This window comes from Bradyrhizobium sp. 25ACV (assembly GCF_054863005.1).
The window spans coordinates 562,580-588,747 of the sequence record NZ_JAVAYO010000003.1; the positions used below are offsets into that span (position 1 = coordinate 562,580).

General features: G+C 63.6%; 25 protein-coding genes and 1 tRNA gene. 11 read left to right on the forward strand and 15 right to left on the reverse strand.

What is annotated here, in order from left to right; genetic code table 11:
* Nucleotides 1-20 precede the first annotated feature (20 nt).
* Nucleotides 21-389, forward strand: coding sequence for a hypothetical protein (locus RAD04_RS09800; RefSeq protein WP_461623597.1), 369 nt, complete (start codon nucleotides 21-23; stop codon nucleotides 387-389).
* On the opposite strand, the gene RAD04_RS09805 is transcribed toward RAD04_RS09800, so the two are convergent.
* On the reverse strand, nucleotides 334-1,665 hold the full coding sequence (locus RAD04_RS09805; RefSeq protein WP_461623673.1) for a tyrosine-type recombinase/integrase: 1,332 nt from the start codon (nucleotides 1,663-1,665) through the stop codon (nucleotides 334-336). The genes RAD04_RS09800 and RAD04_RS09805 overlap by 56 nt on opposite strands.
* A gap of 770 nt (nucleotides 1,666-2,435) precedes the next feature.
* On the opposite strand from RAD04_RS09805, the gene RAD04_RS09810 reads away from it, so the two are divergent.
* Nucleotides 2,436-3,140, forward strand: a complete 705-nt coding sequence (locus RAD04_RS09810; RefSeq protein WP_461623598.1) for a helix-turn-helix transcriptional regulator — start codon at nucleotides 2,436-2,438, stop codon at nucleotides 3,138-3,140.
* A 276-nt stretch (nucleotides 3,141-3,416) separates the two neighbouring features.
* Here RAD04_RS09810 and RAD04_RS09815 read toward each other — a convergent pair whose 3' ends face one another.
* From RAD04_RS09815 to RAD04_RS09835, 5 genes are all read right to left on the reverse strand, one after another.
* Complete coding sequence (locus RAD04_RS09815; protein ID WP_461623599.1) at nucleotides 3,417-6,191, reverse strand: caspase family protein; 2,775 nt, start codon at nucleotides 6,189-6,191, stop codon at nucleotides 3,417-3,419.
* Between the two features lie 5 nt (nucleotides 6,192-6,196).
* The gene (locus RAD04_RS09820; RefSeq protein WP_461623600.1) at nucleotides 6,197-6,529 is read right to left on the reverse strand and encodes a hypothetical protein; all 333 of its coding nucleotides are present in this window, start codon (nucleotides 6,527-6,529) and stop codon (nucleotides 6,197-6,199) included.
* Between the two features lie 617 nt (nucleotides 6,530-7,146).
* Nucleotides 7,147-7,365 (reverse strand): tyrosine-type recombinase/integrase, encoded by a 219-nt coding sequence (locus tag RAD04_RS09825; RefSeq protein ID WP_461623601.1) that lies wholly within the window; start codon nucleotides 7,363-7,365, stop codon nucleotides 7,147-7,149.
* A gap of 225 nt (nucleotides 7,366-7,590) precedes the next feature.
* A tRNA-Glu gene (locus RAD04_RS09830) sits at nucleotides 7,591-7,665 on the reverse strand.
* Between the two features lie 57 nt (nucleotides 7,666-7,722).
* Entirely contained in the window at nucleotides 7,723-8,067 is a 345-nt protein-coding gene (locus tag RAD04_RS09835) for a hypothetical protein (protein ID WP_028140457.1), read from the reverse strand.
* Between RAD04_RS09835 and RAD04_RS09840 the strand changes: the two genes are divergently transcribed.
* The 4 genes from RAD04_RS09840 (at nucleotide 8,066) to RAD04_RS09855 (ending at nucleotide 11,375) form a co-directional block, all read left to right on the forward strand.
* Nucleotides 8,066-9,073, forward strand: coding sequence for an RluA family pseudouridine synthase (locus RAD04_RS09840; protein ID WP_461623602.1), 1,008 nt, complete (start codon nucleotides 8,066-8,068; stop codon nucleotides 9,071-9,073). The two genes, RAD04_RS09835 and RAD04_RS09840, sit on opposite strands and share 2 nt — an antisense overlap.
* Nucleotides 9,074-9,290: 217 nt before the next feature.
* The gene (gene rpoH / locus RAD04_RS09845; RefSeq protein ID WP_018318222.1) at nucleotides 9,291-10,190 is read left to right on the forward strand and encodes an RNA polymerase sigma factor RpoH; all 900 of its coding nucleotides are present in this window, start codon (nucleotides 9,291-9,293) and stop codon (nucleotides 10,188-10,190) included.
* Nucleotides 10,191-10,376: 186 nt separating this feature from the next.
* On the forward strand, nucleotides 10,377-10,718 hold the full coding sequence (locus RAD04_RS09850; RefSeq protein ID WP_461616735.1) for a hypothetical protein: 342 nt from the start codon (nucleotides 10,377-10,379) through the stop codon (nucleotides 10,716-10,718).
* Between the two features lie 264 nt (nucleotides 10,719-10,982).
* Complete coding sequence (locus tag RAD04_RS09855) at nucleotides 10,983-11,375, forward strand: hypothetical protein (RefSeq protein WP_461623603.1); 393 nt, start codon at nucleotides 10,983-10,985, stop codon at nucleotides 11,373-11,375.
* Between the two features lie 59 nt (nucleotides 11,376-11,434).
* On the opposite strand, the gene RAD04_RS09860 is transcribed toward RAD04_RS09855, so the two are convergent.
* The 4 genes from RAD04_RS09860 to RAD04_RS09875 form a co-directional block, all read right to left on the reverse strand.
* Nucleotides 11,435-12,061 carry a peptidoglycan recognition protein family protein gene (locus RAD04_RS09860; protein ID WP_461623604.1) on the reverse strand — a complete coding sequence of 209 codons (627 nt, stop codon included), beginning with the start codon at nucleotides 12,059-12,061 and terminating at the stop codon, nucleotides 11,435-11,437.
* Between the two features lie 33 nt (nucleotides 12,062-12,094).
* On the reverse strand, nucleotides 12,095-13,306 hold the full coding sequence (locus RAD04_RS09865) for a GGDEF domain-containing protein (RefSeq protein WP_461623674.1): 1,212 nt from the start codon (nucleotides 13,304-13,306) through the stop codon (nucleotides 12,095-12,097).
* Nucleotides 13,307-14,124: 818 nt separating this feature from the next.
* A complete protein-coding gene (locus RAD04_RS09870) occupies nucleotides 14,125-14,736 on the reverse strand; it encodes a LysE family translocator (protein ID WP_461623605.1) in 612 nt (203 codons plus the stop codon).
* A gap of 158 nt (nucleotides 14,737-14,894) precedes the next feature.
* Nucleotides 14,895-15,269: a response regulator gene (locus tag RAD04_RS09875; RefSeq protein WP_461623606.1), complete on the reverse strand. Its 375-nt coding sequence runs from the start codon at nucleotides 15,267-15,269 to the stop codon at nucleotides 14,895-14,897.
* Nucleotides 15,270-15,390: 121 nt separating this feature from the next.
* On the opposite strand from RAD04_RS09875, the gene RAD04_RS09880 reads away from it, so the two are divergent.
* On the forward strand, nucleotides 15,391-16,221 hold the full coding sequence (locus tag RAD04_RS09880; RefSeq protein WP_461623607.1) for an SDR family NAD(P)-dependent oxidoreductase: 831 nt from the start codon (nucleotides 15,391-15,393) through the stop codon (nucleotides 16,219-16,221).
* A 175-nt stretch (nucleotides 16,222-16,396) separates the two neighbouring features.
* Here the strand turns inward: RAD04_RS09880 and RAD04_RS09885 are convergent, their stop codons facing one another.
* Entirely contained in the window at nucleotides 16,397-17,203 is an 807-nt protein-coding gene (locus RAD04_RS09885) for a lytic murein transglycosylase (protein WP_183236876.1), read from the reverse strand.
* A gap of 289 nt (nucleotides 17,204-17,492) precedes the next feature.
* Between RAD04_RS09885 and RAD04_RS09890 the strand changes: the two genes are divergently transcribed.
* From RAD04_RS09890 to RAD04_RS09900, 3 genes are all read left to right on the forward strand, one after another.
* Complete coding sequence (locus RAD04_RS09890; RefSeq protein ID WP_461623608.1) at nucleotides 17,493-18,440, forward strand: OmpA family protein; 948 nt, start codon at nucleotides 17,493-17,495, stop codon at nucleotides 18,438-18,440.
* 118 nt (nucleotides 18,441-18,558) lie between these two features.
* Complete coding sequence (locus RAD04_RS09895; RefSeq protein ID WP_461623609.1) at nucleotides 18,559-18,900, forward strand: hypothetical protein; 342 nt, start codon at nucleotides 18,559-18,561, stop codon at nucleotides 18,898-18,900.
* Nucleotides 18,901-19,462: 562 nt separating this feature from the next.
* Complete coding sequence (locus tag RAD04_RS09900) at nucleotides 19,463-19,699, forward strand: hypothetical protein (RefSeq protein ID WP_018318231.1); 237 nt, start codon at nucleotides 19,463-19,465, stop codon at nucleotides 19,697-19,699.
* 18 nt (nucleotides 19,700-19,717) lie between these two features.
* Here the strand turns inward: RAD04_RS09900 and RAD04_RS09905 are convergent, their stop codons facing one another.
* The 3 genes from RAD04_RS09905 to dnaG all read right to left on the reverse strand — a co-directional run bounded on the left by RAD04_RS09905 (nucleotide 19,718) and on the right by dnaG (nucleotide 24,835).
* Nucleotides 19,718-20,098 carry a thiol-disulfide oxidoreductase DCC family protein gene (locus RAD04_RS09905; RefSeq protein ID WP_461623610.1) on the reverse strand — a complete coding sequence of 127 codons (381 nt, stop codon included), beginning with the start codon at nucleotides 20,096-20,098 and terminating at the stop codon, nucleotides 19,718-19,720.
* Between the two features lie 183 nt (nucleotides 20,099-20,281).
* The gene (gene rpoD / locus RAD04_RS09910; protein ID WP_461623611.1) at nucleotides 20,282-22,426 is read right to left on the reverse strand and encodes an RNA polymerase sigma factor RpoD; all 2,145 of its coding nucleotides are present in this window, start codon (nucleotides 22,424-22,426) and stop codon (nucleotides 20,282-20,284) included.
* Nucleotides 22,427-22,801: 375 nt separating this feature from the next.
* Nucleotides 22,802-24,835 carry a DNA primase gene (gene dnaG / locus RAD04_RS09915; RefSeq protein WP_461623612.1) on the reverse strand — a complete coding sequence of 678 codons (2,034 nt, stop codon included), beginning with the start codon at nucleotides 24,833-24,835 and terminating at the stop codon, nucleotides 22,802-22,804.
* 269 nt (nucleotides 24,836-25,104) lie between these two features.
* Here dnaG and RAD04_RS09920 point away from each other — a divergent pair, with 269 nt between their 5' ends.
* A complete protein-coding gene (locus RAD04_RS09920) occupies nucleotides 25,105-25,668 on the forward strand; it encodes a chlorite dismutase family protein (protein WP_461623613.1) in 564 nt (187 codons plus the stop codon).
* 56 nt (nucleotides 25,669-25,724) lie between these two features.
* Here the strand turns inward: RAD04_RS09920 and RAD04_RS09925 are convergent, their stop codons facing one another.
* Nucleotides 25,725-26,123: a gamma-glutamylcyclotransferase family protein gene (locus tag RAD04_RS09925; RefSeq protein WP_461623614.1), complete on the reverse strand. Its 399-nt coding sequence runs from the start codon at nucleotides 26,121-26,123 to the stop codon at nucleotides 25,725-25,727.
* Between the last annotated feature and the right edge of the window lie 45 nt (nucleotides 26,124-26,168).

Sequence of the window (26,168 nt, forward strand, 5' to 3'; positions counted from 1 at the left end):
TTATGGTTCGGGACCGAGGCATGAGCGGCATGGACGAAAAGGCTCCGATCGAGGCGTTAGGGTCGCCAAGTAGTCGGAAGATTTTACACGCCACGAAGCGCCATCGCAAGAACCGTGGCATGCCGCCGCCCGCGACCTTCGATATCGATACGCTACCGGGCAGCTCTAATTTGACGGCATTAGAGGCGGCCGCGGTCATCCGTCGGACGCCCGGCGCTCTGGAGCAGTGGCGGCGCGATCCGAACCACCCGCTGAAATGGCGCTATGTCGATGGTCGCCCCCTCTATCGTGTCGATGCGGTGCGCGACTATCTGGCCAAGTGCGATAAGACCACTAAGACGCCTCAGCCGCATAATGCTCACGGAGACGGCCGAGGAGCTCGGCCTTGATCGGGTCCAGCGGATTCGTTCGCTGCAGGCGCACGATTTTGCCGACCCGTTTCGCGCCGACCAATTCCGCAATGTAATCGTGAGCCGCCTCGAACGCCATCTTGCGAATGATCCACTGTTCGTCGTGATTGTAGACCTGATCGATTCCGCTTGGCTTTTGCCCGACACACAGCCGCTGGATCTCGTTGTCGTAGCCACAGCGTGACATGATGGTGCGCAAGCTGCGCCTTAAGTCATGCATGGTGAACTTGGCGACGCTCGCTTCCTTGACCATGCGGTTGACCAGCTTGGTGAAGCCGGACATCTGGCCGCCGGTCTTTGGTGACGGGAAGACATAGTCGGAAGTTGCCCGCTGGAAATGTTTTGCTGCCGTGAGCACCTCGTCAACCAGGTGAGTGCGGGGCACATCGTGGTGCAGCCCCATCTTGGTCCACGCCGCATCGAAGGTGATCCGGTCGACCATGATGTGCTTTCGCCACTCGATCATGGTCGGCTCGCTGCGGCGCGGGCCGCCGAGCAGGCACATGCGTGCCAGGAGACCGAAAGTCCCGAGCTTGCCGGATGCATCCCAGACCTTGTTGATTTCCTCATCGGTCAGCGCGCGGCCCTTCGTTCGGCGTCCGACCCTTTGCGCGCGGGTTTCCTTGGGCGCGCGATAGCCGGCGAGCACGTTGTGCTCGACATAGCCCTCGCCGACGCACCATTCGAGCAAGGTATGCACGTGCTTGCGCAAGTCCTTGGCTGCACCGCGCTTGCCGGTCTTGGCAATCTTGTCGACCGCAGCCATGATCTGCCGTCGCGTCAGGTCCCCCACGCCGCTCTCGGCGTGATCCTTGAGCCCGCGCCGCAGCGCCGACATTGCTGGCTTCCAGTTGACGACTTGACGTTCGGTCAAGGACGTCTGGTAGGGGCCATCTTCAACAATGAGGGTCGCGAGCGTGGTGCGCTGCTTCTCGGCTGCCTGTTGCCGCCTCGCCCCGCGCTTCGCGTCGTTCGGGTCCAAGCCCTTGACGACCTCGCCTGCGGCGATGGTGGCGGCCTTGCGCGCGGCCTTCTCATTATATTTGGGCCACGCGCCGAGGGTCTTGCGCTGGGTCCCCCTCACCCCCGGCTTGGTGAAGAGGTAGACCCAGGTCCGGCCGCCGGTGGCGCGCATGCGCAGGGCAAGGCCGGGCAGCTTATCGTCGTGGAGATAGTGCTGCGCCTTACCCGGCGGCAGCGTGGCGTTGCGGATCACTGCATCGGTGAGTGTCAGCTGGTTGGCCGGCCCCGTCATTATCCCTGCCCTTTCTTTGTGCCCCGGTGTGCCCCGCGGGAGGGTGATCAACCCCGAACAGAACCGGGTCTCAGACCTCCCCCCGTTTTTGTGCCCCAGGGGAAAATTCGCGGCGGGCACAACAGGGGCATACAAAATGCGGTATGGTCAGCTACGGCCAATTGAGGCCAGATATGGCCATAAGCCACTGCAATCGAATGGCTTATATCTATTTTACTATGGTTAGATCAGGTTGGCCATGGACTACATATTGTGGTTCACACGGGAGAGGTCCAAGGTTCGATCCCTTGTGCGCCCACCATTTAGCGCCATCAATCAATACGTTAGAGACTTTTTTCCCTCGAAGCGTGCCCCGAAAAAGTTGGGGCACAACAGCGGCACAAAGTGGCGTCGGCATAAATCGCTCCGCCGGGGCTGCCCCTCACCTGCGCCGATCAAGAGAGCGCTCAATCCGTCGCGACAATATCCCTGGCGGCATCGACTATCATGGATTTCAAGACCTGGCAGGCAAAGCAGCCGTTTCCACTGAGATTCGAGACCGGTATCCTTTGGACAGACGCAATTCCTCGATGGCTCAGACGCAGATCTTGACGAGGTCCTCGAGCCGGTCTGCGCCGCCCGCATAGCCAAAGCGGTTTCCGAAGTCGGAATGTTGGAGGGCGTTCAAGCTCGCCCGGAAAAAACCGTGAGGCTCCTTTTGTGCGCCACGCCGCGGGCATTCACACCTCGAAGGCGCGAGCTTAAACCACCAAGACACGCAGGTCGCGCAAATGCATCGCGTCTTTCAGAATTTCATTGATCTTCTGTCGACAGCAGAAGGTGTTCAGGACTTTTCCAGAGCCATGGCGGACACAGCCACCGCCCTGGATCTATCCTGCTTTGCTTACCTCGCATTGCAGCGCGCAGAGAAGGACGAGCCCCGCCTGGTCTCCACTTACCCCTCGCGATGGACAGCTCACTATTTGCGTAATCGCTATCAAACCATTGATCCCATCATCAAAGAGGCGCTCCAGACCCCCGAACCCTTTCGATGGGGAATCGATTTTCGAGCGGAATCTACTTCGATGGCGCAGCAACAACTCTTTGACGAGGCTGCACAGTTCGGAATCCGAGTTGGCTTTACTGTCCCAATTCACGACGGGCACGGTCCAGTCGCCGCACTGACGTTTGCAACTGACGAAACACGGCCGCGATTCGAACATTTCGTCGATACACATGGTAGAGTTCTTCAGCTTATGGCGATGTACTTTCACGCCCATGTCCGCCGCAAGCTAATCAACGAATTTGGCGTGCATGGAATACGCTTATCGCGGCGCGAATTCGAGTGCTTAGAATGGGCTTCACAAGGGAAAAGTACCTGGGAGATCGGGTGCATCCTGCAGATTGGCTTGATGCCCGTGCGCCAGCGCGCCGCATTGCACCAGCTGTTCGCGACGAATTTCAGCAACAGTTCGACAGCATGCCGGGCGTTATAGAGGATCGGCAGCGCCAGCGTGTCGCGCTTGCGGAGCATGTTCTTCTGTAAGACCGCGTCAGCGAGTTCCCACGCCACCTCGATGTAACCGTCGAGATAGTGCAGCTCATCGCCCTGGCGACCGATGCAGGCGTTCCAGGTGCCGTCGCCCGACAAGGTCCGTGAGGATAGACATTTTGGCTTGCAAGTTGAGGCCGAACTTCGGCCGAGACGCCCACGGAGCCCACAAAGCTCGCGTCATCCTGCTTCTTCGTATTTGGCTTGCGTTTTCGGGCGCTCACTGGGCGCCTGGCAGGCCTTCGGTGCGCCGCCGTGTCTCCCGGTCGATCCACAGGCGCATGCCGTTCGACAGGTCGTTGCGCAGATCGAGCATCAGTTTTGCGCGGACTGCGAGTGCCCAGTCAGGCGTCGATGCGAGGTCGGCGCGGATGCGATCGCGATGAGACGCCATGCTGCTGAAATTTGCGGAGAAAAAGGTTGGCATCAACAGCGCCGGAGTGGCCTGCGCGGCAACATCAACGAGATCGTCACGGAAATCTAGGTAGTCGACCGCGGTCGCACGGATATCCGATTGGGGCGAAGCTAGCCTTTCGGCAACTTGTGCCTTGGTTCCAAACAAAGTGATGAGCGCGGTGCGCCGGGCCTCGTCCGAGACCGCACCCGTCAAGGCGCGCATGATGAGGGAGCGCGAGTTTGCGTCCGTGTCCAACAGCGTCAACAATCCGGGTAGGAACTCGGCTGCCGGATCATTCAACCGCGCAAGCGCTGTGCGCAGCGCCCCATCGTGGTCGCTCGCCGCCTGCCACAGATAGGCCTCGACCTGAAGCTCCACCTCGCCGCGGCTGAAGAAGGGTTCGATGGGCGCGGCAGGTATCTTCAAGAGGCGCAGCTTTCGTACGATCCGCGACTTCCAGTAGCCGTCGAGATTGCCAGTAGCCAACTGCAGAAGCGGCGTTGCCTGATCCGGCGCCGTGATGAACTCGGCCAATTGAACGGCATCAATCGGTATGTTGCCGGCATCGAGGGCAAATTGTGTAACGATATGCCGTTCCATTCCTTGCACGAGCGCTATCGACCATTGGGCGCCGGCTTGCTCTGCGGGTATCAGGACCACCGTGACACCTTTGCAGGTCGCAGCCAGGTACGCAGCCAAACGCGTGCGCTCGTGGCGGAATGACGTCGGACTGGAAACCTTGTCGAGAACCGCCATGAGTTGGCGGAAACGGCCAACGACGCTGGCACCGCCCGGTGCGGCCGTCGCATCCACGGCAGGTACGGGACAAGCAGTCGTTGGCAAGGCAAGCCCCATCTCGACGAGGCGCTCCAAGATTGAGAAATCTTTCTGCGCCGCCCCGGCTTCGTCGGCAGCGATCCGTGTAATCGCGGTCCCGATCTCGCCCTGAATAGTCCGGGCAAGCGCCGCTGGGGTCTCGCCACCCTGCGTCGCCCAGTACGTTGCGACCGCGCCGAGATAGGCCAGGTCCGCGGCCAGTAGCGGGTCGAGGTCGACGACGCAATGCGCCTCAAAGGCCGTCACGAGTGTTGCGCGTACGAACTGCGAATAGCTGCGAGCCCGCTCGAATTTGTTCAGATAGTCGCGTAGCGCGTCGTCGCAGGGCCGATCCCAAAGCTTCAGTGCTTCGAGATGGATGCCAACTTGGTTCATCTCAAAGCCGCGCCGGGACAAGGCCTTGAGCGCTTCGGTCCGATCCATGCGGACCAGCGCCTGCAGCGCGGCCTGGACCACTGAGGGATTCTGATGCCCGCTCAGCTGGTCCAGCTGCGTCAGGTCTGCAGAGGTTGCGTTTGCAGCGAAGAGCTGCGCCAGCTCCGCCCACTCATTCGGTCGACCCGCACCGACGCTATCCATTCCTGCCTTGGCGCGTTGCCTTGCGTCTTCCTTCCGGCCAGCCCACACCCACATTAGCGACTGGCCGGCCGGAGATAGTTCATTGAAGAGCGTCGCGAAGACAGGCTGAGTGCGCCTTGCAACGACGACCTCGCCGTTGGCCAGCGTGCTGTCAGGTTTTATGAAATTGCGCTGCACCTCGGCTGCCCAAAGTAGCTTGGGATAGCCGAGCCCGCTCAAGCCCGGATAGCCGTGATAGACGGCCGTCGAACGGTCGCCCGCCTGAAGATAGTAATGTTGATCGAGCACGAGCCAGAAGCCTCCAAGGCCGATCAGCAAGAGGCTGGCGATAGCGAGAACGGTGAAGCGAATGCGCGCGCGCACGTAGGATTGCGAATAGCGTTGAACCTTCACCCGGATCTGCTTCAGCGTCTCACCGGTGTGAACGAAGATCAGCGGGTCGTCGACGTAGCCGCCGTTGAACACTGGCTCCTGCGGCGGCAAGCTCCCGCCTGCGTTGGCAATCTCCTCACCCACAGAATTGCGCAAGTGGCGCAGCAGATCGTTGAAATAGACTTGGCCGGGCGTGGCGGATATCTGCGCGGTGCCTTCCACAACATCGATCAAATGCGTGGTAAACACCGACCCGCGGGAGGTCTCCCACGACGACTGATCGGCGCGCGAAGCGCTCAGCAGGATACGAAAATCATGCTGGCCGACCTGCTGCATGAAGGCAGGTGCATTTTCTGCCAGCGCTGCGCCACCGCAGCAATCCAGGACCATCAGCAGGCCGCGCGCCTTGCAGCCCGAAAAAATGCCGTCTAGCTGCGCGCTGGTCAGCGCCGTCCGGGAGAGGTCGACCTGTCGCGTGTCATGCAGAATCAGCGCAAACCCACCTTCGATCTTCTCACCGTGCCCTGCAAAATAGACAATGAGGATTTGATCCGGGGTCGCGGCCGAGCTCGCCGCCTGCAACAACGGGATGACTCGATCGACGGTGGCGTCGTCGTCAACGACGACATCGACGTTGCGATCGGGTATGCGGCATCCAGACGGGTCCTTAAGCGCCGCGCCAAGACGTTCCGTCTCCGGCGCGCAAGCCTTGAGTTCTCGAAACGCGACGTCTTCAAAATGGCTGACGCCGACAAGGACGGCGCGCGTTAGATCCCCGAACGCCGTTGCCTGGACGGACCCACTTACCACGCTGGTCAGAACCAGGGCGTGAGAAGCTGCCGGTGACCAGGGGCCGGTGCGGCCTCGCGCGCAACGTTGCCTGATCGCGCGCTTGCATCACGCGCAGGCGCCGCCCCCGAGGCCGCACCGGCCGCGCCGGTGGCTCCGGCGGCTGAACAATAGACCAGGAAACCGTTGATCACGCCGATCACATAGTCGCTGCCGACGCCATGCGATTGATACACCACGCCGAGACAGACCAGCTGCGCGATCAGGAGCGCGAGCCAACGCGGATTGTAGTCGAAGGCGCGTTGAATGCCGTTCGCAACGACAAAGGTTGCACCCGTGGCGCCGCCGAGCGTCATCATGCTCTGCAGCGTAAAAAAAGCGTTCGTAGACGCACCGACTGGATCTGCCACACACCCTCCTGTACTTTCGCGAGCAGACCCGACGACCACAACAGTCCACCGTCGCCCGCCCGCCTAGCGTAACCAGCAATATAGCCGCTTGACCGGCCGCCGGTATCGTCAGAGCAGACGGTGCACAGCTAGTTCGAGCAGCTATATCCTGGGGGGCCGCACTTGCAGGTCACTTTCTGGTTGCCCGGGCAGCTCGCCTGGAAAGGGATCCCATCACATATGCAGGTCGCCGTATCGACCCGCGTATAGGGTACTGGCGTCGCGTTCTCGAGGGTTTTCGGCGGTAACAACAGTGCCTCGCGTAGCCGCTGCGTCCCGCTGCCGTCTGCAGCGCAAGCTGGCGACAGCGCCCCAGCGACAAGAACCGTGAGCAACAAACTTCCGGATCGCTTCCACATCTTAAGCCTCCCGAAACGTATGGCCTGACGATCAATTTAGAATTGTATCAGGCGACTTCAGCTCGCGTCAACTTCCGGATGTGCCGTCGAAGGGTAGCCTTGGAAGTCGCTAGCGGCCCTCATTCCGCCCCCGTCGGTAACGATCCGTTCGCTTGTGATGCGTCCGGATCACGCCGCGAGACAGCCCAGGATGTTTGCTAGTTCGAGCGACTTGCGGAGAGCATCGTCGGACACGTGGGTGTAGATTTCGGTCGTGGCAATCGTCGAATGTCTGAGAAGCCTCTGGACGATCCTGATGTCCACTCCGTTTTCGATCAGCAGAGTTGCCGCCGTATGGCGCAGCACGTGCGTGGTTAGATCAACCACCACGAGAAAGGCAGTCACCATCGTTGCCGCTCGGATCGTGAAGAGTGCATTCGTGCGCGAGTGACAGCGCGGCAAATCGGTTGGCCAGCGCGTCGGAAGCAACGATCTCTCAACGGTGGAAGAACGCGATGAAAAGCGCGCGGCTGAGCCGATTGACCGGCGACGTTAGTTCGCCCACGTTCGCCAATGCTTATTCGACGGATATTCGACGACTTTCGGAACGCGGAAATAAGTCATTGATATCATTGGCGCTCCCTAGGGGAATCGAACCCCTGTTTCAGCCTTGAGAGGGCCGCGTCCTAACCGCTAGACGAAGGGAGCGTGGGGGCTAGCCAATAGCCTCGAAATTTGTCCGCCGCAAGGACCCCGAGGAGCCTTTTACGGCTCATTGGCGAATTTCAGCCGTCCGGCCGGCTTGAGGGTATGGGCGTCGAAGGTGCGGATCTCGATGACACCGCCGACATCCAGGCTGACCACGAGGCGGTCGCCGGCGAGGCCGGTCGAGACGATTTTGGCGCCCTTCGGCAGGATGGCGGTGACGTCACTGGCCGCCTCGGCCGCCCTTCCCTCGGACTTGAAAAGGCGGTAGCCCACCGCGATCAGCACGGCGCAGATCGCCAGCGCCGTGGTCAACCCCGCGATCAGCATCATCCGCCGCACCCGCGCGAACAGCGCGGCCTGCTCGGGGCTCGGTTCGGGAACAGCGGTATCAGTCGTCGTCATGGAAAATTCTGGCTCTGCGCAAAGGTTGGAGGTTGTCGTCGACGGCAACGAGGGCTCGGCCCGGCTCGACCGCGTGCTGGCGGCCCACCTCACCGACCTGTCGCGATCGAGGCTGAAAGCCCTGATCCTGGCGGGCGCGGTGAGCCTGAAGGCCTCCGCGGTCCGCGACCCCGCTTATCACGTCACATCCGGCGATACGATCACAATCGACGTGCCGGAAGCGGCCGCGCCGGAGCCGAAGGGGGAGGACATCGCCCTCGATATCGTGTTCGAGGACGATGACATCGTCGTCCTCAACAAGCCAAAGGGGCTGGTGGTGCACCCCGCGGCCGGCCACGAGACCGGCACGCTGGTGAACGCGCTGATCGCCCATTGCGGCTCTTCGCTGTCGGGCATCGGCGGGGTGCGCCGGCCCGGCATCGTGCACCGGCTCGACAAGGACACCACGGGGCTGATGGTGGTCGCCAAGAACGACCTCGCCCATGCCTCGCTGACCGCGCAATTCGCCGACCACGGCCGCACCGGTGCGATGCGCCGCGGCTACATGGCCTTTGCCTGGGGCGTCCCTGGCCGCCATCGCGGCACCGTCGACGCGCCGATCGACCGCCATCCGCATGCGCGCGAGAAGATGGCGGTGCGCCAGGGCGGCCGCGAGGCGGTGACGCATTGGGAGATCCTGGAGAGTTTTAACGGACGCGACGGCAAGCCGATCGCGACACTGCTGGCCTGCGAGCTCGAGACCGGGCGCACCCACCAAATCCGCGTCCACCTCGCCCATGTCGGTCATCCCCTGATGGGCGATGCCGTCTATGGCCCGCATTTCAAGACCAAGGCGAACCAGCTGGCGCCCTCGTCGCAGGCCGCTCTGGCCGCGCTTGGGCGGCAGGCCCTGCATGCGTATTTGCTGGTATTAGAGCATCCGAGGACTGGAGAATTACTCCACTGGGAGGCGCCTTTGCCAGAGGATTTGCTTCTCCTCCAGAGCACCCTGAAAGCGGCGGTATGACGCAGGCCCTTTAAGAAAAGCGTTACATTACAAAACATTATAGCTGCCACACGGGGTCGTGACGTCAGCAATCCTTCCCTTTTTGCCCCCCCATGGGGTATATTGCGCCTGCGTTGGAAATGACCAACGGAACATCGCAGCTACGGCCGGCTTTAACACAGCGGTCGTCTGCCTGGCCCGCCGCTATCGGGGGCCTGAACCTTTGGAGGGCTTCAGTATGGCCCGTACCGCTGCTTTGCCGGTCCTCAATGGAGAATCCGGCCTTTCCCGTTACCTCGCCGAGATCCGCAAGTTCCCGATGCTGGAACCCCAGCAGGAATACATGCTCGCCAAGCGTTGGCGCGAGCATGACGATCGCGACGCGGCGCACCAACTCGTCACCAGCCATCTCCGGCTCGTGGCCAAGATCGCCATGGGCTATCGCGGCTACGGCCTGCCGATCTCCGAGGTCGTCTCGGAAGGCAATGTCGGCCTGATGCAGGCGGTGAAACGTTTCGAACCCGAGAAGGGGTTCCGTCTCGCCACCTACGCGATGTGGTGGATCAAGGCGTCGATTCAAGAGTACATTCTGCGTTCCTGGTCGCTCGTGAAGATGGGCACCACCGCGAACCAGAAGAAGCTGTTCTTCAACCTGCGCAAGGCGAAGAGCAAGATCAACGCGCTGGACGAGGGCGATCTGCGCCCCGACCAGGTGAAGATCATTGCCAAGCGCCTCGGCGTCACCGATCAGGACGTGATCGACATGAACCGCCGCCTCGGTGGCGACGCGTCGCTCAACGCACCGATCCGCGACGACGGCGAAGCCGGCGAATGGCAGGACTGGCTGGTCGACAATACGCCCAACCAGGAAGCCATGCTGGCCGAGCACGAGGAGTATGACGAACGCCGTGACGCGCTGAACGGCGCCATGGGCGTGCTCAACCCGCGCGAACGTCGCATCTTCGAGGCGCGCCGCCTCGCCGATGAGCCGATGACGCTGGAAGACCTCGCTGCCGAGTTCGGCGTGTCGCGCGAGCGCGTCCGCCAGATCGAGGTCCGCGCCTTCGAGAAGGTGCAGTCCGCGGTCAAGGGCACGATCGCAAGGGCCGAACAGGCCGCGCTGGAAGCCGCGCACTAAGCGGGGCTTCGCCACGAACAGAGATTGGTGGATCGAAAGAGACAGAAAGCCGGCGGCAACGCCGGCTTTTTTGTATGTATGAGCTGCGGCACGTTCGTAAAGCCGCCGGCGGGGCACCTTGAACGCGTGTGAGGGTTCGCCCGACACATGATGGTCGGGTCACATCCTCAAGAACGGACACGCATCGTGTCGATCATCCTGCAATCCACCGTCGGTGGCTTCTCTCCCCAGTTCATGCGCAAGCTGCCGCTGGTCGAGCAGGCGATGCGCGAGCATGGGCTGGAGCCGTCGGAGTTCGTGATCTCCAAGGACTATGCGTCGACCGCGACCATCCCGCTGATGGGGCCGTTCTTCTTCAGTTACAGCGTGTTCTTCGGCGAGGAGACATTCACCGTCACCGAGCCGAACGACATGGTGTTTTTGGATTACTTCTTCAAACGCGTGCTGGCTGTCGATGATCCGCCGGAATTGCCGCAGCGGCCGGGATTGATGCGACGGTTCTTCGGTTGGATGGCGCAGGCGGTCTAGCTCGTCGCTCGCGCGCGGCACGCGGACTCTCGTGCTTGCCGCGGAACGCTTGCGGGTGTATGTGCTGCGGCCCCGGCGCACTATCGCGCCGATTTGTTCACGCTCTCGAGGGAGGCGGCATGAAGTTGACATCGACACGTTCCGACCGCCGCCCACCGATGACCGGCGACCGGTCATGAGCTGAACGCCGCTCCGCGGCTGTTCCTCCATTCATCCTATCTGATTACGAGGAGCGCGACGCAAGACCGCGTCGCGCCGTGCGTCATGTATTTGCGGTTCGTTACGCCGCTCATCCACCCGCGCAGTCGCGTGGAGAGCGGATTCTTCCGCGCGTCCTGGTACATCCAGCGGACCAACTGTCCCGGTTGGATTCGGCAGGAGCTCTCGGACCAGTTCGACTGGTTCGCGGAGCATCTGCCGCTGCCCGGTCGCATCGCGCGGCACTTCAAGCGGCGTGACTCGATCTGGGGCATTTGCTGGTTCGATGCCCGAGCCCGCGAGGCGATCAGCCGCGCGCGTTACTGCGCCTGGCTGCTCGAAGAGGGCGGCCTGCCGGTGCGCACGATCACGACCTCGCACCAGCGCGAAGTGATCTGGCGCGATGCGCATCAGATCGTCACGAAGCCTTCGGCTGACCTGCCCAAGGCCTTCTCCTGAAAGGAGACAAGCCTGCTAAAGCGCGACGGGATTCGATCAATCGTCGTCGCGCTTTAGCCCTATTCCCCCCACATCCGCGCAAGCGTTGCGAGCCAGCAACCTTCGCAATAGCGCGCATCCTTGTAGTCGATCCAGTTGTGCGCATAGACGCGGTCGAGCGGGATGTCGTAGCGCGCGCGCAGGACCTGGACGAGCACGCGCCACGCTGCGACCTGCGCGTCGGTCGGACCAGTCGCGACGTCGGGATAATTGCCGGCGAACTCGACGCCGATGGAATTGTCGCGCACCACTTGCCGATAGGTCGCGCTGTTGTCGATGTACTTGTTGTCGTTGCGGTTGGCGCCGTCGCCATGGGTCGGCACCAGGTTTTCCGCGACCGCCCAATAGACGGTGCCGTCGGTCTCCACCCACACGGTGACGCCGCGCCGCGTCGGGGTCTTCGCTTGCGCTTGCGCACCGCCGCGCGCCGAGCCCGCCGGCCCTTCGGTCTGGTGCACGATGATATTGCGCCAGGGTCTTGCGCTCCGGACGTCCCCCCATGGCGCCAGCCAGACCATCTTCAGGCCGGGAATGTCGGGCGTGCCGGAGGCGCGTGCGAGCTTTGCGAGCTCGGCATCCTCGGCAGCGGCGGGGGCGATCAGAAAGAAAGCAGCCAGAACGGCCGCGAGCAGGCGAGCGATCATCATGCGGGTCCAACAGAGACCAAACCTAGCATGGCCTCAGGCGAAATGGCGCGCGGTCTCGCCCCGGCCGATCGGCTCAGGCGAGAGCGGCGGCGACGGATCGTAGACGGCAAAATCGTTCTTGCCGTTCTTCTTGGCGGCATAGAGGGCGTGGTCGGCATTGGCCATCAGGCGATCCGGGAATTCTCCGATGCCGCGATCCCACTGCGCGACGCCGATCGAGATCGCGATCGGGATCTCGCTGCCGGTGCAGGTCTCGGCATCCTGACGGCAGACCTCGAGCACGCGGCGGGCGATCGCGGCGGCCTCGCGCAAGGACGAGGACGGCAGCACGACGCAGAACTCGTCGCCACCGGTGCGGGCCAGCATGTCGCCGGGCCGAAGCCGCGTCTGCGCCATCAGGGTGAAGTGCTGCAGGCAGGCATCGCCGGCGGCATGGCCGTGGGTGTCGTTGATGGTCTTGAAGCCGTCGAGATCGATCACCAGCAGCGAGAACGGCCCGCCGCTGCGCTCCGAGCGGGCGCATTCCTCGGTCAGGCGCTGCAACAGATGGCGCCGGTTGGCGACGCCGGTGAGATCGTCGAGCAGCGCGAGGTCGGCGACCTCGCCCCGCAGCCGGTCCATCGCCATCAGCAGGAAGCCGAAATTGAGCGTCATCGACAGGAACAGGAGTCCCAGCACCATGACGGCATGGGGCTGGCCGCCGGCCTTCGCCGAGAGATCGTGGCCGAGCAGATTGCCGATCGTGCGGGCAATGAGGATCGCGATGATGGTGAGGATGACGATGCTGGACAGCCGCGCGCCCGGGCTGACGCGCCCTTCCGGCGGCGACAGCAGCAGACGCAGCGCCAGCACCAGCGGCAGGGCCTGACCGAGCGTGTAGCTGAGCATGCGCAGCTGCATGTGCTCGAAGCCGACCATGAAGACCACGACGCCGGCAAGGCTCAAGCCTCCCGTCGCCGTCATGAGGCGCCAAGAGACCGGCCGGCCATAGAAGCGCTCAATGCCCATCGCGGCGAGGCAGCTCGCGGCGATCACGCCGGCCGCGCCGAGCAGAAGGGGCAGAGGAGAGGCCACGAACAGGCGGACCAGCGCCGTCATCGCCCCGATCGCACCGACAAAGGACGATGCCATCCAGAACCGCGCGGCGGCGAATTTCGGATAGGAGCGCGTCACGTAGGCCCAGATCACGCCGAGGGCCAGGAAGTTGACGACGAAGACGGTCCAGAGCGTCGGTACGTTCAGCATGACGCGCGCGGCATGCGCAGCCTCGCGCCCCCCGTCCCTGGCAGCCGTCCGTCCATGACCCATCCCCGTTTTCTTGCGGAGAAGAATGCGGCCTTCGCGCTTAATGGAGTCTCACCGCGTTCCGGCAAAACGCGCCTTTGGTTTTGGATTCATGAACGGCGCCGCTCCGTTGTCGGATCGTTAGGGATGTCGGCGGCGACGCTGCTTCGATGCCGCGATGCGGATTCGCGCACCAAAATCACCCGAAAATGCATCTGAGCTGTGGATAACGCGATGACACGGATGTGACAGCGCGGGGCAGGAAGGCGCGAATCTGCTGAGTTTGTCGTCGAGGATGTTGCGAGGCTGGCCCTCCGCCGAGCATCCCTCGTGTCGCGTTCCACCATTAACCCTTAAGAGGATCCTATGGCTAAGAAAGCGAAGAAGGCGACGAAGAAGAAGGCGAAGAAGGCCAAGAAGGCGAAGAAGAAGTAACGAGGCTTCTGTTTCTTTGCCCGGGTGGAGCTCGCTCCGCCCGGGCTTCGGGTCAGCGTTGAGAGAGTATGAAGATGGCGGGCGCGAGGCCCGCTTTTTTATTGGCTTGCTCTCTCAATCGTACGACCGAGCAATGGCCAATAGCGGCTGCACCTGAACGCACGCCTCGTCCTTCGAGACGACCGCCTCCGGCGGTATCCTCAGGATGAGGCTAAGCGGCACTGTGCCCGTTGAAGCAGCCGCTACGCACTCCGTCCTCATCCTGAGGAGCCCGCCTAAAGCGGGCGTCTCGAAGGATGGCGGCAAGTGCAAATGCCCTAGCCACGAGCGACCTGAAGAAGAAGCTATCGCTCCGCGAAGGCCAGCTTGGCGCCGAGCGCAGCGAAACCGGCGGCGAAGCTGCGGCGCAGCCAGGCCATGATGCGCGGGCGGGAGATGACGTGCTCGCGCACCGAGGCGGCGCAGAGGCCGTAGACCACGAACACCGTAAGGGTCATCGCCATGAGGGCGCCGCTCAACTCAAGCATGCGCGCCAGCACATGGGCCTCGTCCGCGGCAATGAACTGCGGCAGGAAGGCGAGGAAGAAGATCGACAGTTTTGGATTGAGGATGTTGATCAGAAAGCCGGTCACGATGACGCGGCCCACCGAACGCTCGCGGATCTCGCCCTCGACCGCCAGCGCCCCGCTCTCGCGCAGCGCCTGCCAGGACATGTAGAGCAGATAAAGCACCCCGCCCCATTTCAGCGCGGCGAAGGCGAGCGCGCTGGTGTGGAGCACGGCGGCGAGCCCGAGCATAGCCGCCATCATGTGCGGCACGATCCCAAGCGTGCAGCCGAAGGCGGCCGCCAGGCTGGCGCGCGAGCCGCGCGTCAGCGCCGCAGCCAGCGTGTAGAGCACGCCGGTGCCGGGGGACGCGACGACGATGAGCGAGGTGAGCAGGAAGGACCAGGACATGGGCGGACTGTATCAGCCCGCCTCGCGGCGAGAAAGCGAGACCTTCCGCATTCGGTGCCTGACACCGTCACCCTGAGGTGCTCGCCCTCTGGGGCGAGTCTCGAGGGGCGACGGGCGGAGGAGCGGACTGCGTTGCAAGCAAAGCAACTTAGTCGCCCTTACGCCAGTTGCGCGAGCTCGGCTTCGCGCAGCACGTCGAGCGGCGCCCAGGGTTTGGCCCAGAACTTTGCACCGTCGGGCAAGGGCTGCATCAACGGACGGCCGGAGGTGACGACGACGTCGAGCCTGGGATTGCGGTCCTTGGCGACGTGCGCGAGCTCGACGCCGTTCATGCGCCCCGCGAGCTGGACGTCGGTCATCATCAGGCAGAGCGCGCCGGCGCTCTTGTCGAGGACGCGCTCGGCGGCCTCGGCACTTTCGCACTGGATGACCTGGTAGCCGCTCTCCTCCAGCAGCAGGCTCAGCATCTCCCGCTGCATGACGTCGTCTTCAACGATCAACGCAGTTGCACGAAATGGCTGTGCTTGTCCCATCGGCGTCTCCCAACGATCGCTTGCGTAACGTATGTTAAGGAGCCAATGCGCCTGCGGTTCAGTTCCATTCTGAAAAAATGTAAAGCATAGTTCCCGCAGCAGAGGCTTGACGGGGAACATCATGACCACGATTCGCGGCGCCGCCGCCATCACGGGAGCCGCCAGCGGCATCGGACGCGCGCTGGCGATCGAGCTTGCACAGCGCGGCTGCGATCTTGCGCTCGCCGATCGCGACGAGGCCGGGCTGAAGACGCTCGCGGCCGAGATCGGTGCGGGCCGCAAGGTCAGCGTGCACCGCGTCGACGTTGGCGAACCCGACGACATCGCGCAATTCGCGAATGCGGCGATCTCCGCGCATCCCGCGCTCGGCATCGTCGTCAACAATGCCGGCGTGGCGCTGATGGGCTCGTTCGAGGAGATCGACCAGGCGCAGATGGACTGGCTGTTCGACATCAATTTCTGGGGCGTGGTGCATGGCACGCGCGCCTTCCTGCCGCATCTGAAGACGAGGCCGGAGGCGCACATCGTCAACCTCTCTTCGATCTTCGGCATCATCGCGCCGCCGGGGCAATCGGCTTACGCGGCGGCGAAATTCGCGGTGCGCGGCTTCTCCGAGAGCGTGCGGCACGAGCTCGCGGTGGCGGGCAGCCCGATCAGGCTGTCGGTCGTGCATCCCGGCGGCGTCGCCACCGCCATCGCGCGCAACTCGCGCACCGGGGTCGGCCTCACCGACAATGCCCGCCGCGCGCAGTCGATCGAGCGGTTCGAGAACGCGGCGAACACCACGCCGAAGGACGCTGCGCTGCGCATCATCAGGGGTATCGAGAAGAACGAACCGCGCATCCTGATCGGCAACGACGCCCGTTTCATGGACCTGTTGCAGCGCTTCCGCCCGGCAACGTATTGGGCGCCGCTGCAGCGGCGGCTGGAGAAGATGGCGAAGGGAACGTGAATTCGTAGGATGGGTAGAGCGCAGCGAAACCCATCCTACAAGCGATGCGCCCTTTACTGCCCCGGCTGTCGTAGGGTGGGCAAAGAGAAGCGTGCCCACGACTTCGTACGACGACGCAAAGGTCGTGGGCACGGCGCGTTGCGCCTTTGCCCACCCTAAGAGACTGAGTATGTGGTCACTGCCCCGCCAGGCGATCGGCGAAATACCCGATCGTCTTGCGATACACCACCGCCCTGTTCCACTCGCGCATCGCCTCGAAATTGGCGGTGCCTTCGCCGTAGGGCTGGCCCATCTTGAAGCCGCTGGTGTGGAGCAAATTCGCGGTCGAGGCGAGCACGTCGGGGACGCTGTGGCGGAGATCGACATGGCCGTCGCCGTCGAAATCGACGCCGTATTTGATGTAGGACGACGGCAGGAACTGGGTCTGGCCGATCTCGCCGGCAAAGGCGCCGATCAGGTCGCGCAGTGGCAGGTCGCCGCGCTGCACGATCTTCAGCGCGGCGAGCAGCTCGCCCTGGAACAGGTCGGTGCGGCGGCAATCATGCGCGAGCGTTGCCAGTGTACGGACCACCGGCATCTTGCCGATGTCGCCCTTGCCGAAATCGCTCTCCAGTCCCCAGATCGCGACCAGGATATAACGCGGCACGCCGAACTGCTGCTCGATGCGCGAGAGCAGCGCGGCGTGGCGCTGCAAGAGGGCGCGGCCGCCATTGATGCGGCCGGGGCCGACGCGGGTCGAGACATACTGCTCAAAACTCTTGTTGAAGGTGTGGCGCTGGCGCCGGTCGAAGGCGAGCACCGCGCCATCGGGGGTGACGCCGCTGAGCGCCGCGTTGGTCACGCTTGCCGAGACGCCGGCTGCTTGCGCTTCCTGGGCCATGGTGGCGACGAAACTGTTGAAGTCGCCGCCGCAGCGCGCGGCCTGCGCCGACCCGCCGGCCAGACAAATGACGGACGCGGCGGCGAGAAGCAGTCTCAGCATGTGGAGCAATCCCCTTAAAAATCCTGGCTGCGAAGCAGCGCGCGGATCATGCCCGGGAAAGAAGCGAGCGTCAAAGCGCAGGGCTGGAAAGCACAAGGCTTGCACATCAAACTGTCTCACCGCCCAGATAGCAGCGAACGGGAGGTCATCACCTCGCTCGGCCTTGCGGCGCACGCGATTTCCGGGACAATCGGATCGGGAATGCTCCGTCGGTTAGAACCGGCAGGACGCCGCGCGAGACTAACGTCTTGCGACCCGTCCCCGCAACCGACAGCCCGCAACCGAGAGAGTGCCGATGTCCGTGCCGCAGAACATCCCGGGAATGCTCGTCCTTGCCGCCCTGCTCTTCCTGCACGCGATCCCCGCCTCCGCACAGACGCGCGACGTGGCGGGCGCGCGCGACTATCCCGGCATCGGCCGCTTCGCCGGCAGCATCGTCACCGGTTATGTCGTGAAGGATTTTGACGCGACACGGATGCAGGCGGCAAGCTTCAGGGACGGCCAGCCGACCGATGCGCGGCGGCTCGAGGGCCGCATCGTCCGCATCGCCTATCGCACCAATCCCGGCCCCTCGATCCTGGAAGTGTCGCGCAATTTCGAGACGCAGCTCGCCAAGGCCGGCTTCGAGACCTTGCTGGCCTGCGACACCGACGCCTGCGGCGCGATTCCCTTCACCGAAAGCATCGACACGCTGCCGATGCCGCAGATGTGGGTCGACGGCTTCAACTACCGCTATGTTGCCGGCCGCAAGGCCGAGGGCGGACGCGAGACCTATGCCAGCGTCATCGTCAGCCAGAACAACCAGGACATCACCGCGCAGGTCACGATCGCCGAGTTGGGAGCCATCGCGAACAAGATGGTCGACGCCGCCGCGATGGCGAAGGGCCTGGGGGAGACCGGCCACATCGCGCTCTATGGCATCTATTTCGACACCGACAAGGCGGTGCTGAAGCCGGAAAGCCGCCCGACGCTGGAGCAGATCGCAAAACTGCTCGCGAGCCAACCGCAGCTGAGCGTCTTCATCGTCGGCCACACCGACAGCCAGGGCGCCTACGAGTACAATCTCGACCTCTCCAAGCGCCGCGCGGAGGCGGTCGCAGCCGAGCTGGTGAAGAGCTTTCGGATCGTGCCGACACGCCTGCGCACCGCCGGCGTCGGATTGCTGGCGCCGGTCGGCCCGAACGCGACGGATGCCGGCCGCGCGCTGAACCGGCGCGTGGAGCTGGTGGCGCCGTGAAACGTCGCGCGGGAGTTTGATGCGGGTCAATATCGGAGCTTGGACGGCGTGAGATGGATGCCGCAGACATCCTCTCTCTCGTCATTCCCGGGCGCGACAAAGTCTGAGGCAACCAGCCATGCCCGACCAGCAGAACAAGCCGGCCCGCCCCCCGCTCCTCCGCATTCCCCTGTTTCGCCTGCTCGCCATCAACTTCGCGATCGGCGCCTGCGCCGCGACGCTTCTCGTCGGCGGGCTGCTCTGGCTCAACCCCGGACATCTGCGCGAGCTGATCTTCGCCGACAGTTCGCCCGGCATCGCGCTCGCGCTGCTGCTGGCATCCTTCCTCATCACCTTCGGCTCGGCTGCGATGGGCAGCGCGATCATGGCCCAGGGACTTGAGGAGCACAGCGACAAGGGCGGCGGACACGGATCGCGGCTCGCGGTGCAGGAGCCGGCGCGGCGCAGGCGCGCGCATTGAGACATGAGCGGCGAACGATGGAACTCGCTTTTACAAATCGAGATCACACTGTCTGCACGCAGGCGGGAAGAAGTGCAGGTTGGCGCGCCTCCCGACATAGTGCGCCACGCGCGTTGCATCGCGAAGGCCGGCAAGATGAACAAATTGGTTTGACGGTCTAAACAATTGCTTCGATGTGAATCGAAACCACATGTCGCGACCATCGCATATCTGATCCGCTCGCTGCGACATCAACGCCGTCACGATTTGCCTTGCCATCGCAGGGCGCCTTCTATAGCCTTCTATTTTAGGTTGTCGCCCTGCCAGCCCCGGGCGACACTGAAGACCAAAAATAAACGGCGGGCTTTGGCCCGCCGTTTATTGAGGCAAGCGTTGCCTGAACAAGGGTTGTTGAGCAAGGGTCCCCTCGAAGGGCCGCCGCAGATCGCAGGCAGGCGCCTGCCCCTCTCCAGCAGCCGGATTTCGACCAGCCGCATCTAGTGCCGTCGCGTTCGGGGCAGGACTGGCGTCGGTGAGCGCCAAAGTCATTTGACTGCGGCCCGCCAATCGACGACAAGCCGCCATGGCCAAAAAACCCGGAACCAATCCCAAAGGCGAATTCGCCTTTTTCAACGTCTTCTATGAAGACGATTCCCAGCGCTCCAACCGCCGCGTGCCCTCAGAGCTGCTCGGCGGCCTCGACGGCGACGAACCCGCCCGCGCCTTCATCATGGAGCAGGACCGCGAGATCGCGGAAAAGAGCGGCCGCCCGGCGCTCGAGATCAAGCGGATCGAGCGGGTCGGGGTGAAGAAGAAGTAGGACGACATAAGCAGGCGCTCACCAGCGCCCGCTCCTCTTATTCCAGGCAAACAGCAGATCGGCAAACCTGTCATAGACAAACCGCGTGAACGGCAGCGCCACGCGATTGCCGAACAGCGCCGCAAGCCACCCCTCCCCCGGCGTCAGCCTCCACAACGCAATCGCGACATCCGCGCCGACGATGAGCCTGCCGGCCTCATCGGTCGCATGCAGGCGGCGCCTGACGTCGTCGAGCGAAGCACCAAACTGCGCCAGCGCGTCGGGCTGCTCGTTGATGTCCCTGAACTCAACCGTCCCCGCACGCACCAGCGCCAGCAGCTTGTTGCGCTGCCAGTCGATGCCAGCGTCACACACGGGACAGCGGGTGTTGTACCAGACGGTGAGGTGATAGTCGGGCATAGCTGGCGGGGTTGAAAAAAGCGGAAGAGCACGGAGATGGAATGAGCAAACCAACGGCATCCGCTTCGCAATTTACTATCCGACGCAATCCGGGCGCCAGCACAAAGAAAAACGGCGAGCTTTTCAGCCCGCCGTCTTCGTTACGATGGATGCCCGGGTCGGGCCCGGGCATTACAATCCCGATTAATTATCCAAGAAGCTCCGCAGCTTCCTCGACCGCGACGGATGCTTCAGCTTCCGCAGCGCTTTCGCCTCGATCTGGCGGATACGCTCGCGCGTCACGCTGAACTGCTGGCCGACTTCTTCCAGCGTGTGGTCGGTGTTCATGCCGATGCCGAAGCGCATGCGGAGCACGCGTTCCTCGCGCGGGGTGAGCGAGGCCAGCACGCGCGTGGTGGTCTCGCGCAGGTTGGACTGGATCGCGGCGTCGATCGGGAGGATCGCGTTCTTGTCCTCGATGAAATCGCCGAGATGTGAATCCTCTTCGTCACCGACCGGCGTCTCCAGCGAGAGCGGCTCTTTGGCGATCTTGAGGACCTTGCGGACCTTCTCCAAGGGCATGCCGAGCTTTTCGGCGAGCTCTTCCGGGGTCGGCTCGCGGCCGATCTCGTTGAGCATCTGGCGGGACGTGCGCACGATCTTGTTGATCGTCTCGATCATGTGCACGGGGATGCGGATGGTGCGGGCCTGGTCCGCAATGCTGCGGGTGATCGCCTGCCGGATCCACCACGTCGCGTAGGTCGAGAACTTGTAGCCGCGGCGGTACTCGAACTTGTCGACCGCCTTCATCAGGCCGATGTTGCCTTCCTGGATCAGGTCGAGGAATTGCAGGCCGCGGTTGGTGTATTTCTTGGCGATCGAGATCACGAGACGGAGGTTGGCTTCCACCATCTCCTTCTTGGCCTGGCGTGCTTCGCGCTCGCCCTTCTGCACGGAGTGCACGATCTTGCGGAATTCGACGATCTCGAGGCCGGTCAGCGCGGCGAGCTGATGCACCTCGTGACGGAGGTCCTTGATGCGGTCCTTCTCGTGATGGACGAAGTTCTTCCAGCCCTTGGCCGAGAGCTTCGAGACGCGGTTGAGCCAACGCGGATCGAGCTCCGAGCCGGTGTAGTTGCGCAAGAAGTCCTCGCGCGCGACGCCGTGGCTGTCGGCAAGGCGCATCAGGCGGCCCTCATGCGAGACGAGGCGCTTGTTGATGTCGTAGAGCTGCTCGACGAGTGAGTCGATACGGGCCTGGTTGAGGCGCAGCGACTTCACCTCGACGATGATCTCGTCCTTCAGCTTCTTGTACTTGCGCTCCTGGTGCGGCGAGAGCGACTCGTTCTGAAGCTGGTTCTGGATGTCCTGCTCCTGAAGCTTGCGCAGCTTCTTGTAGCTGTCGGCGATCTTGTCGAAGATCTCGACCACCTTCGGCTTGAGCTCGGCCTCGATGGCCGCGAGCGACATCTGGTTCTCGAACTCGTCGTCGTCCATGTCGGACTCGGCCGCAGCCTCGCCCGGATCCTTCTCCTCGCCGGCCTCGGCGCCGCCCGGCGCAGGCGCGGCACGGAACGGGGTCGGCGACGGCGGCGCGGCGGGCGGGGCGACATGCGCGGGGGCGCCGACCGCAGCAGCGGCCTGGCCACCCTCGGCGGGCGCTTCACCGTTCTCGCCGGTGGGACCTGATATCATCGCATTGTTCATGCCGGCCTTGGCGTCGGGGCCGGCATAGGTGGCTTCGAGATCGATGATGTCGCGGAGGAAAATCTTGCCTTCGTTGAGCTCGTCGCGCCAGATGATGATGGCCTGGAAGGTCAGCGGGCTTTCGCAAAGCCCTGCGATCATCGCCTCGCGGCCGGCCTCGATGCGCTTGGCGATGGCGATTTCGCCTTCGCGGGAGAGCAGCTCGACCGTGCCCATCTCGCGCAGATACATGCGCACGGGGTCGTCGGTGCGCTCGCCCGGCTCGCTCTTCTTGACCTCGGTGACGGCCTTCTGGGTGACCTCGACGAGCTCGTTGTCGGTCTCGTCCTCGCCGCCCTCGTCCTTGTCCTCCTCGCCTTCGCTATCGTCGGCTTCGGTGACGTTGATGCCCATGTCCGAGAGCATCGACATGATGTCCTCGATCTGTTCGGGCGAGGTCTGGTCGGACGGCAAGACTTCGTTGAGCTGATCGAAGGTCACGAAGCCGCGCTTCTTGGCCTGCTTGATCATCTTCTTTACGGCGGCGTCGGACAGGTCGAGCAAGGGCGAGGGCGCGTCCTGGGAATCCTTTTCCGGCGCGTCCGCTGCCTTGTCGTCTTTTTCCTTGTCCTTCGCCTGCAGCGTCTTTGCCTTGGTGGCCATCCATTGCTCCTAAACGCGCTTCAATGCAGTCGGCTCGCCGCGTCTGCCTGAATTCACATGAACCTGTTGCCCGACGCTCTCGCTTCGGCAGCTCTCGACACGGAAAGGGCGGCGCACATATCTCTCGCCACCCCCAACTCTCTCTCGCCGGAAATGCCTAACGCTTCGTCAGCCTCTTTGTCGCAGCGGATGCAGGTGTAGTGCCAACAGCAATGCGCGGATTCATTCCTGACGCGTCTGTTCTGCCTGCGGCCGCCTGGTGGCCAAAGTGCTACAAGACCGTTAAGCCTCGATTAACCCTGTTTTTGCCGCCAAACCTTGGATTTGGCGAGTCTTTTAGCGGTTCCGGCTCCGGCCGTCCGCATGATTCTTTCATCACACGCTCTTCTGGAACCGACCCGACAGCTCGCCAAAACCCTCGATCAGGGCTTCGGTGCCGTCGACCTCGGCCATCCGGGCCTTGACGTCACGCAGCCATGCCAAATTGGCCTCGCTGGGGTCCTCCCCCAAGGCCAGCTCGGCGTCTTTCAGCTCTCTAAGTAGTGAATGCCATTGCCGATGCAAGGCAACGAGCTGATGCCAGGTGGAGAGAACGTCGTCGGGGGCGGCGCCTTCGCGGGCGCCCCACACCGCCGCGGTCGTGATGCCGTTCTCAACCCTTTGAAGGACTTGCGAAAATCCGCCCTTGGCGAGATCTCCGCGCATCTTTTCGGCCTGCTCGCCGGGGTCCGGGGAGTGGTGGTGGTCGTTGGCAAAGGCGGCGATGATGCCGGCCCTGAGCTTGTGGGCCTCGGGATGGGCCAGCTCCAGGGCGGCGACCTCCTCGAGGTGGTCGTGCAGCAGCCAGGGGTGGTTGATCAGGCATTGCAGGATCAGGGCCTCCCGGCGGGAGATGGCGCTGCGCTGGCCGCGCATGATCGGGCTTGCCGCCAGCTGCGGGCTCGCCGCCTGGTAGGGACCTGACGGTAGCGGGATGGGACCCGGCGGGCCGCGGCGCCCTCCACCGAATCCCTGGCCGCCGAATCGATTCGCGCCTCCCGCGGCCCGGGGCTGGAATTGGCGGCCGGAATTGCCTTGAAAATTACCTTGGAAATTTCCTTGGAAATTGCCCCGGCCGGCAAAGCCGCCGCGGCCACCCTCAGGCGCGAAAGTGCGCCGAAGCCGCTCGGCAAAATCATCGCGGTAATAGCGCCGCACCACCTCGTCGCGGATGCCGTTGGAGAGCTCCTTGACGCGCGCCTCCAGCGCAGCGCGGCGCTCGGGGGTGGCAAAGTTGCCGCCTTCGAGCTCGCGCGACCAGATCATCTCGGCAAGCGGCTTCGCCGCCGCGATGACTTCCTCGATCGCGCCGCGGCCGCCGGAGCGCGCGAGATCGTCGGGGTCCTGGCCTTCCGGCAGCAGCGCGAAACGAAGACTCTTTCCGGGCGCGAGGAATGGCAGCGCGAGATCGGCAGCACGATACGCCGCCTTCTGGCCGGCGCGGTCGCCGTCGAAGCAGAGGATCGGCTCGTCCGCCATCTTCCAGAGCAGCGCCAGCTGGCTTTCGGTGAGCGCGGTGCCGAGCGGCGCGACGGCCCCCGCAAAGCCCGCAGTGACCATGGCGATGACGTCGACATAGCCCTCGACCACGATCAGCGCGCTGCCGTCATGGGTGGCTTTGCGCGCGGTCTGGTGGTTGTAGAGATTGTCGCCCTTGTGGAAGAGCGGCGTCTCCGGCGAGTTGAGGTACTTTGCCGGAACGTCCTTCTCCAGCGCGCGCCCGCCGAAGGCGATGACGCGGCCGCGCAGATCGGTGATCGGAAACATCACGCGATCGCGGAAGCGGTCGTAGGGAACGGGGATGTCGTTGCCCGCCACCAGCAGCCCGGTCTCGACCATGTCGTCGACGGAGACACCGAGCTTGCCGAGATGCTCCTTCAGCGCGAAGCGATCGGGCGAGGCATAGCCGAGGCGGAACTGCAATTGCGTCGCCGGCGAGATCGCGCGGTCGGCGAGATAGCCGCGCGCCTTGGCGCCGACGCGCGAGGCCAGCGTCTCCGCAAAATAGGTCGCGGCGAGATCCATGACATCATGCAGCGTGCGGCGGCGCTGCTCCTGCCGCGCCGCATCCGGCGTCACCGCCGGCAGCGCCAGGCCCGCCATGCTGGCGAGCCGCTCGACGGCCTCGGCAAACGGCAGGCCGTCGGTCTCCATCACGAAAGAGATGATGTCGCCGTGCTTGCCGGAGGAGAAGTCGTGGTAAAAACCCTTCTGGTCGTTGACGTAGAAGGACGGCGTCTTCTCCTGCTGGAACGGCGACAGCCCCTTCCACTCCCGCCCGGCCTTCTTCAGCTTGACGCGCTTGCCCACGACCTCGGAAACCGAAAGCCGGGCACGGAGCTCGTCGAGGAATTGGGGCGTGAAGCGCATGGGGCTCTGTAGCGCGAACCGGGGTGAGTCGGGCGAAAGATCAGGGATATAGGGGCGCGCCGACCAAAGGCCAGGTTTGTCGGGCTTATCCGGGTTATTCGACCTATGCACAGGGCTCCGCCACGCGTCATTCCGGGGCGGCCGCAGGGCGAACTACGGTGCGCAATTGCGCACCTGAGAATCTCGAGATTCCAGGTTCGATGCTGCGCATCGCCCCGGAATGACGGGAAAGCCTTGAACCCGCCCCGGTTCCACGCTTCCATATCCCCATGTTCAGGACCTTTCGGGGCGGCCACAGCGGGGGCTGGCGTGTGATCTCGATCGCACCCGTGACCGGCGAGCCCCTGCCCTTCATGCCGGCGCTGTCGGTGACGGACAGCGAGGCCGTCTCATTGCCGCTGGTGCCCTCGCGCAATGCGTGGCGGCTGGTCGGCGCCCCGAGCAATTTGCGCTACACCGAGCGGCCTGAGAAGGAGCAGCTCACGGCCGTGCAGGCCGGGCTCGGCCGGATGGAAGCAACCAGCGCGGCACTGATCCCGATTCGCAAATCGCAGGCCTGGTGGGATCTGACCCAGGAAGAGCGCCGCAAGATCTTCGAGGACAAGTCGCACCACATTGCAAGCAGCCTTCGTTTCCTGCCCGCGGTCGCGCGGCAGCTCTATCACTGCCGCGACCTCGGCGAGCCCTTCGATTTCCTGACCTGGTTCGAATTCGCCCCCGCGCACGCCTCGCTGTTCGAGGAGCTGGTGGCGATGCTCCGGGAAACCGAGGAATGGAGTTACGTCGAGCGCGAGGTCGACGTGCGCGTGGTGAAGGAAGTGCTGTCGGCTTAGAGCATGATCCGGAAAAGTGCGAAGCGGTTTTCCGAGAAGATCATGCTCGAAAACAACTAATGCGCCAAGAACCGCCCGGACTCGATGAGTGGCAGACCCGTGACAGGCCAGTTGTAGACATAGGTCCAGGCCTTCTCCGTGGTGCCGTCAGCCAGCGTCACGTCGATCAGGCGGCGCAGATATTCGGTCGGCTCCGGAAAACCCTCGCCGCAGGCCTCGTACATGTCGAGCTCGCCCAGGAGCTCGTCAGGCACGCGCATCCGGAAGAGCTCGCCATGAACGATGTCGGAGGCAGTATTCGACAGCAGCAATCCCGGATAATGCTTCACCAGAACGAGCCGGCCGCGGCAGGTCGCTTCACCCACAAAATCCGCGTGTCCCGCAAGCAGCCGTGCCATCGGATGGTCGAAGCCGCGCATCAGGGTGCCGTAGACGAAAAGGCGATCGGAGGTCATGCTGCTCTAAAGTTGCGACGTCGGTGCAATATCGTTACTCCGTTT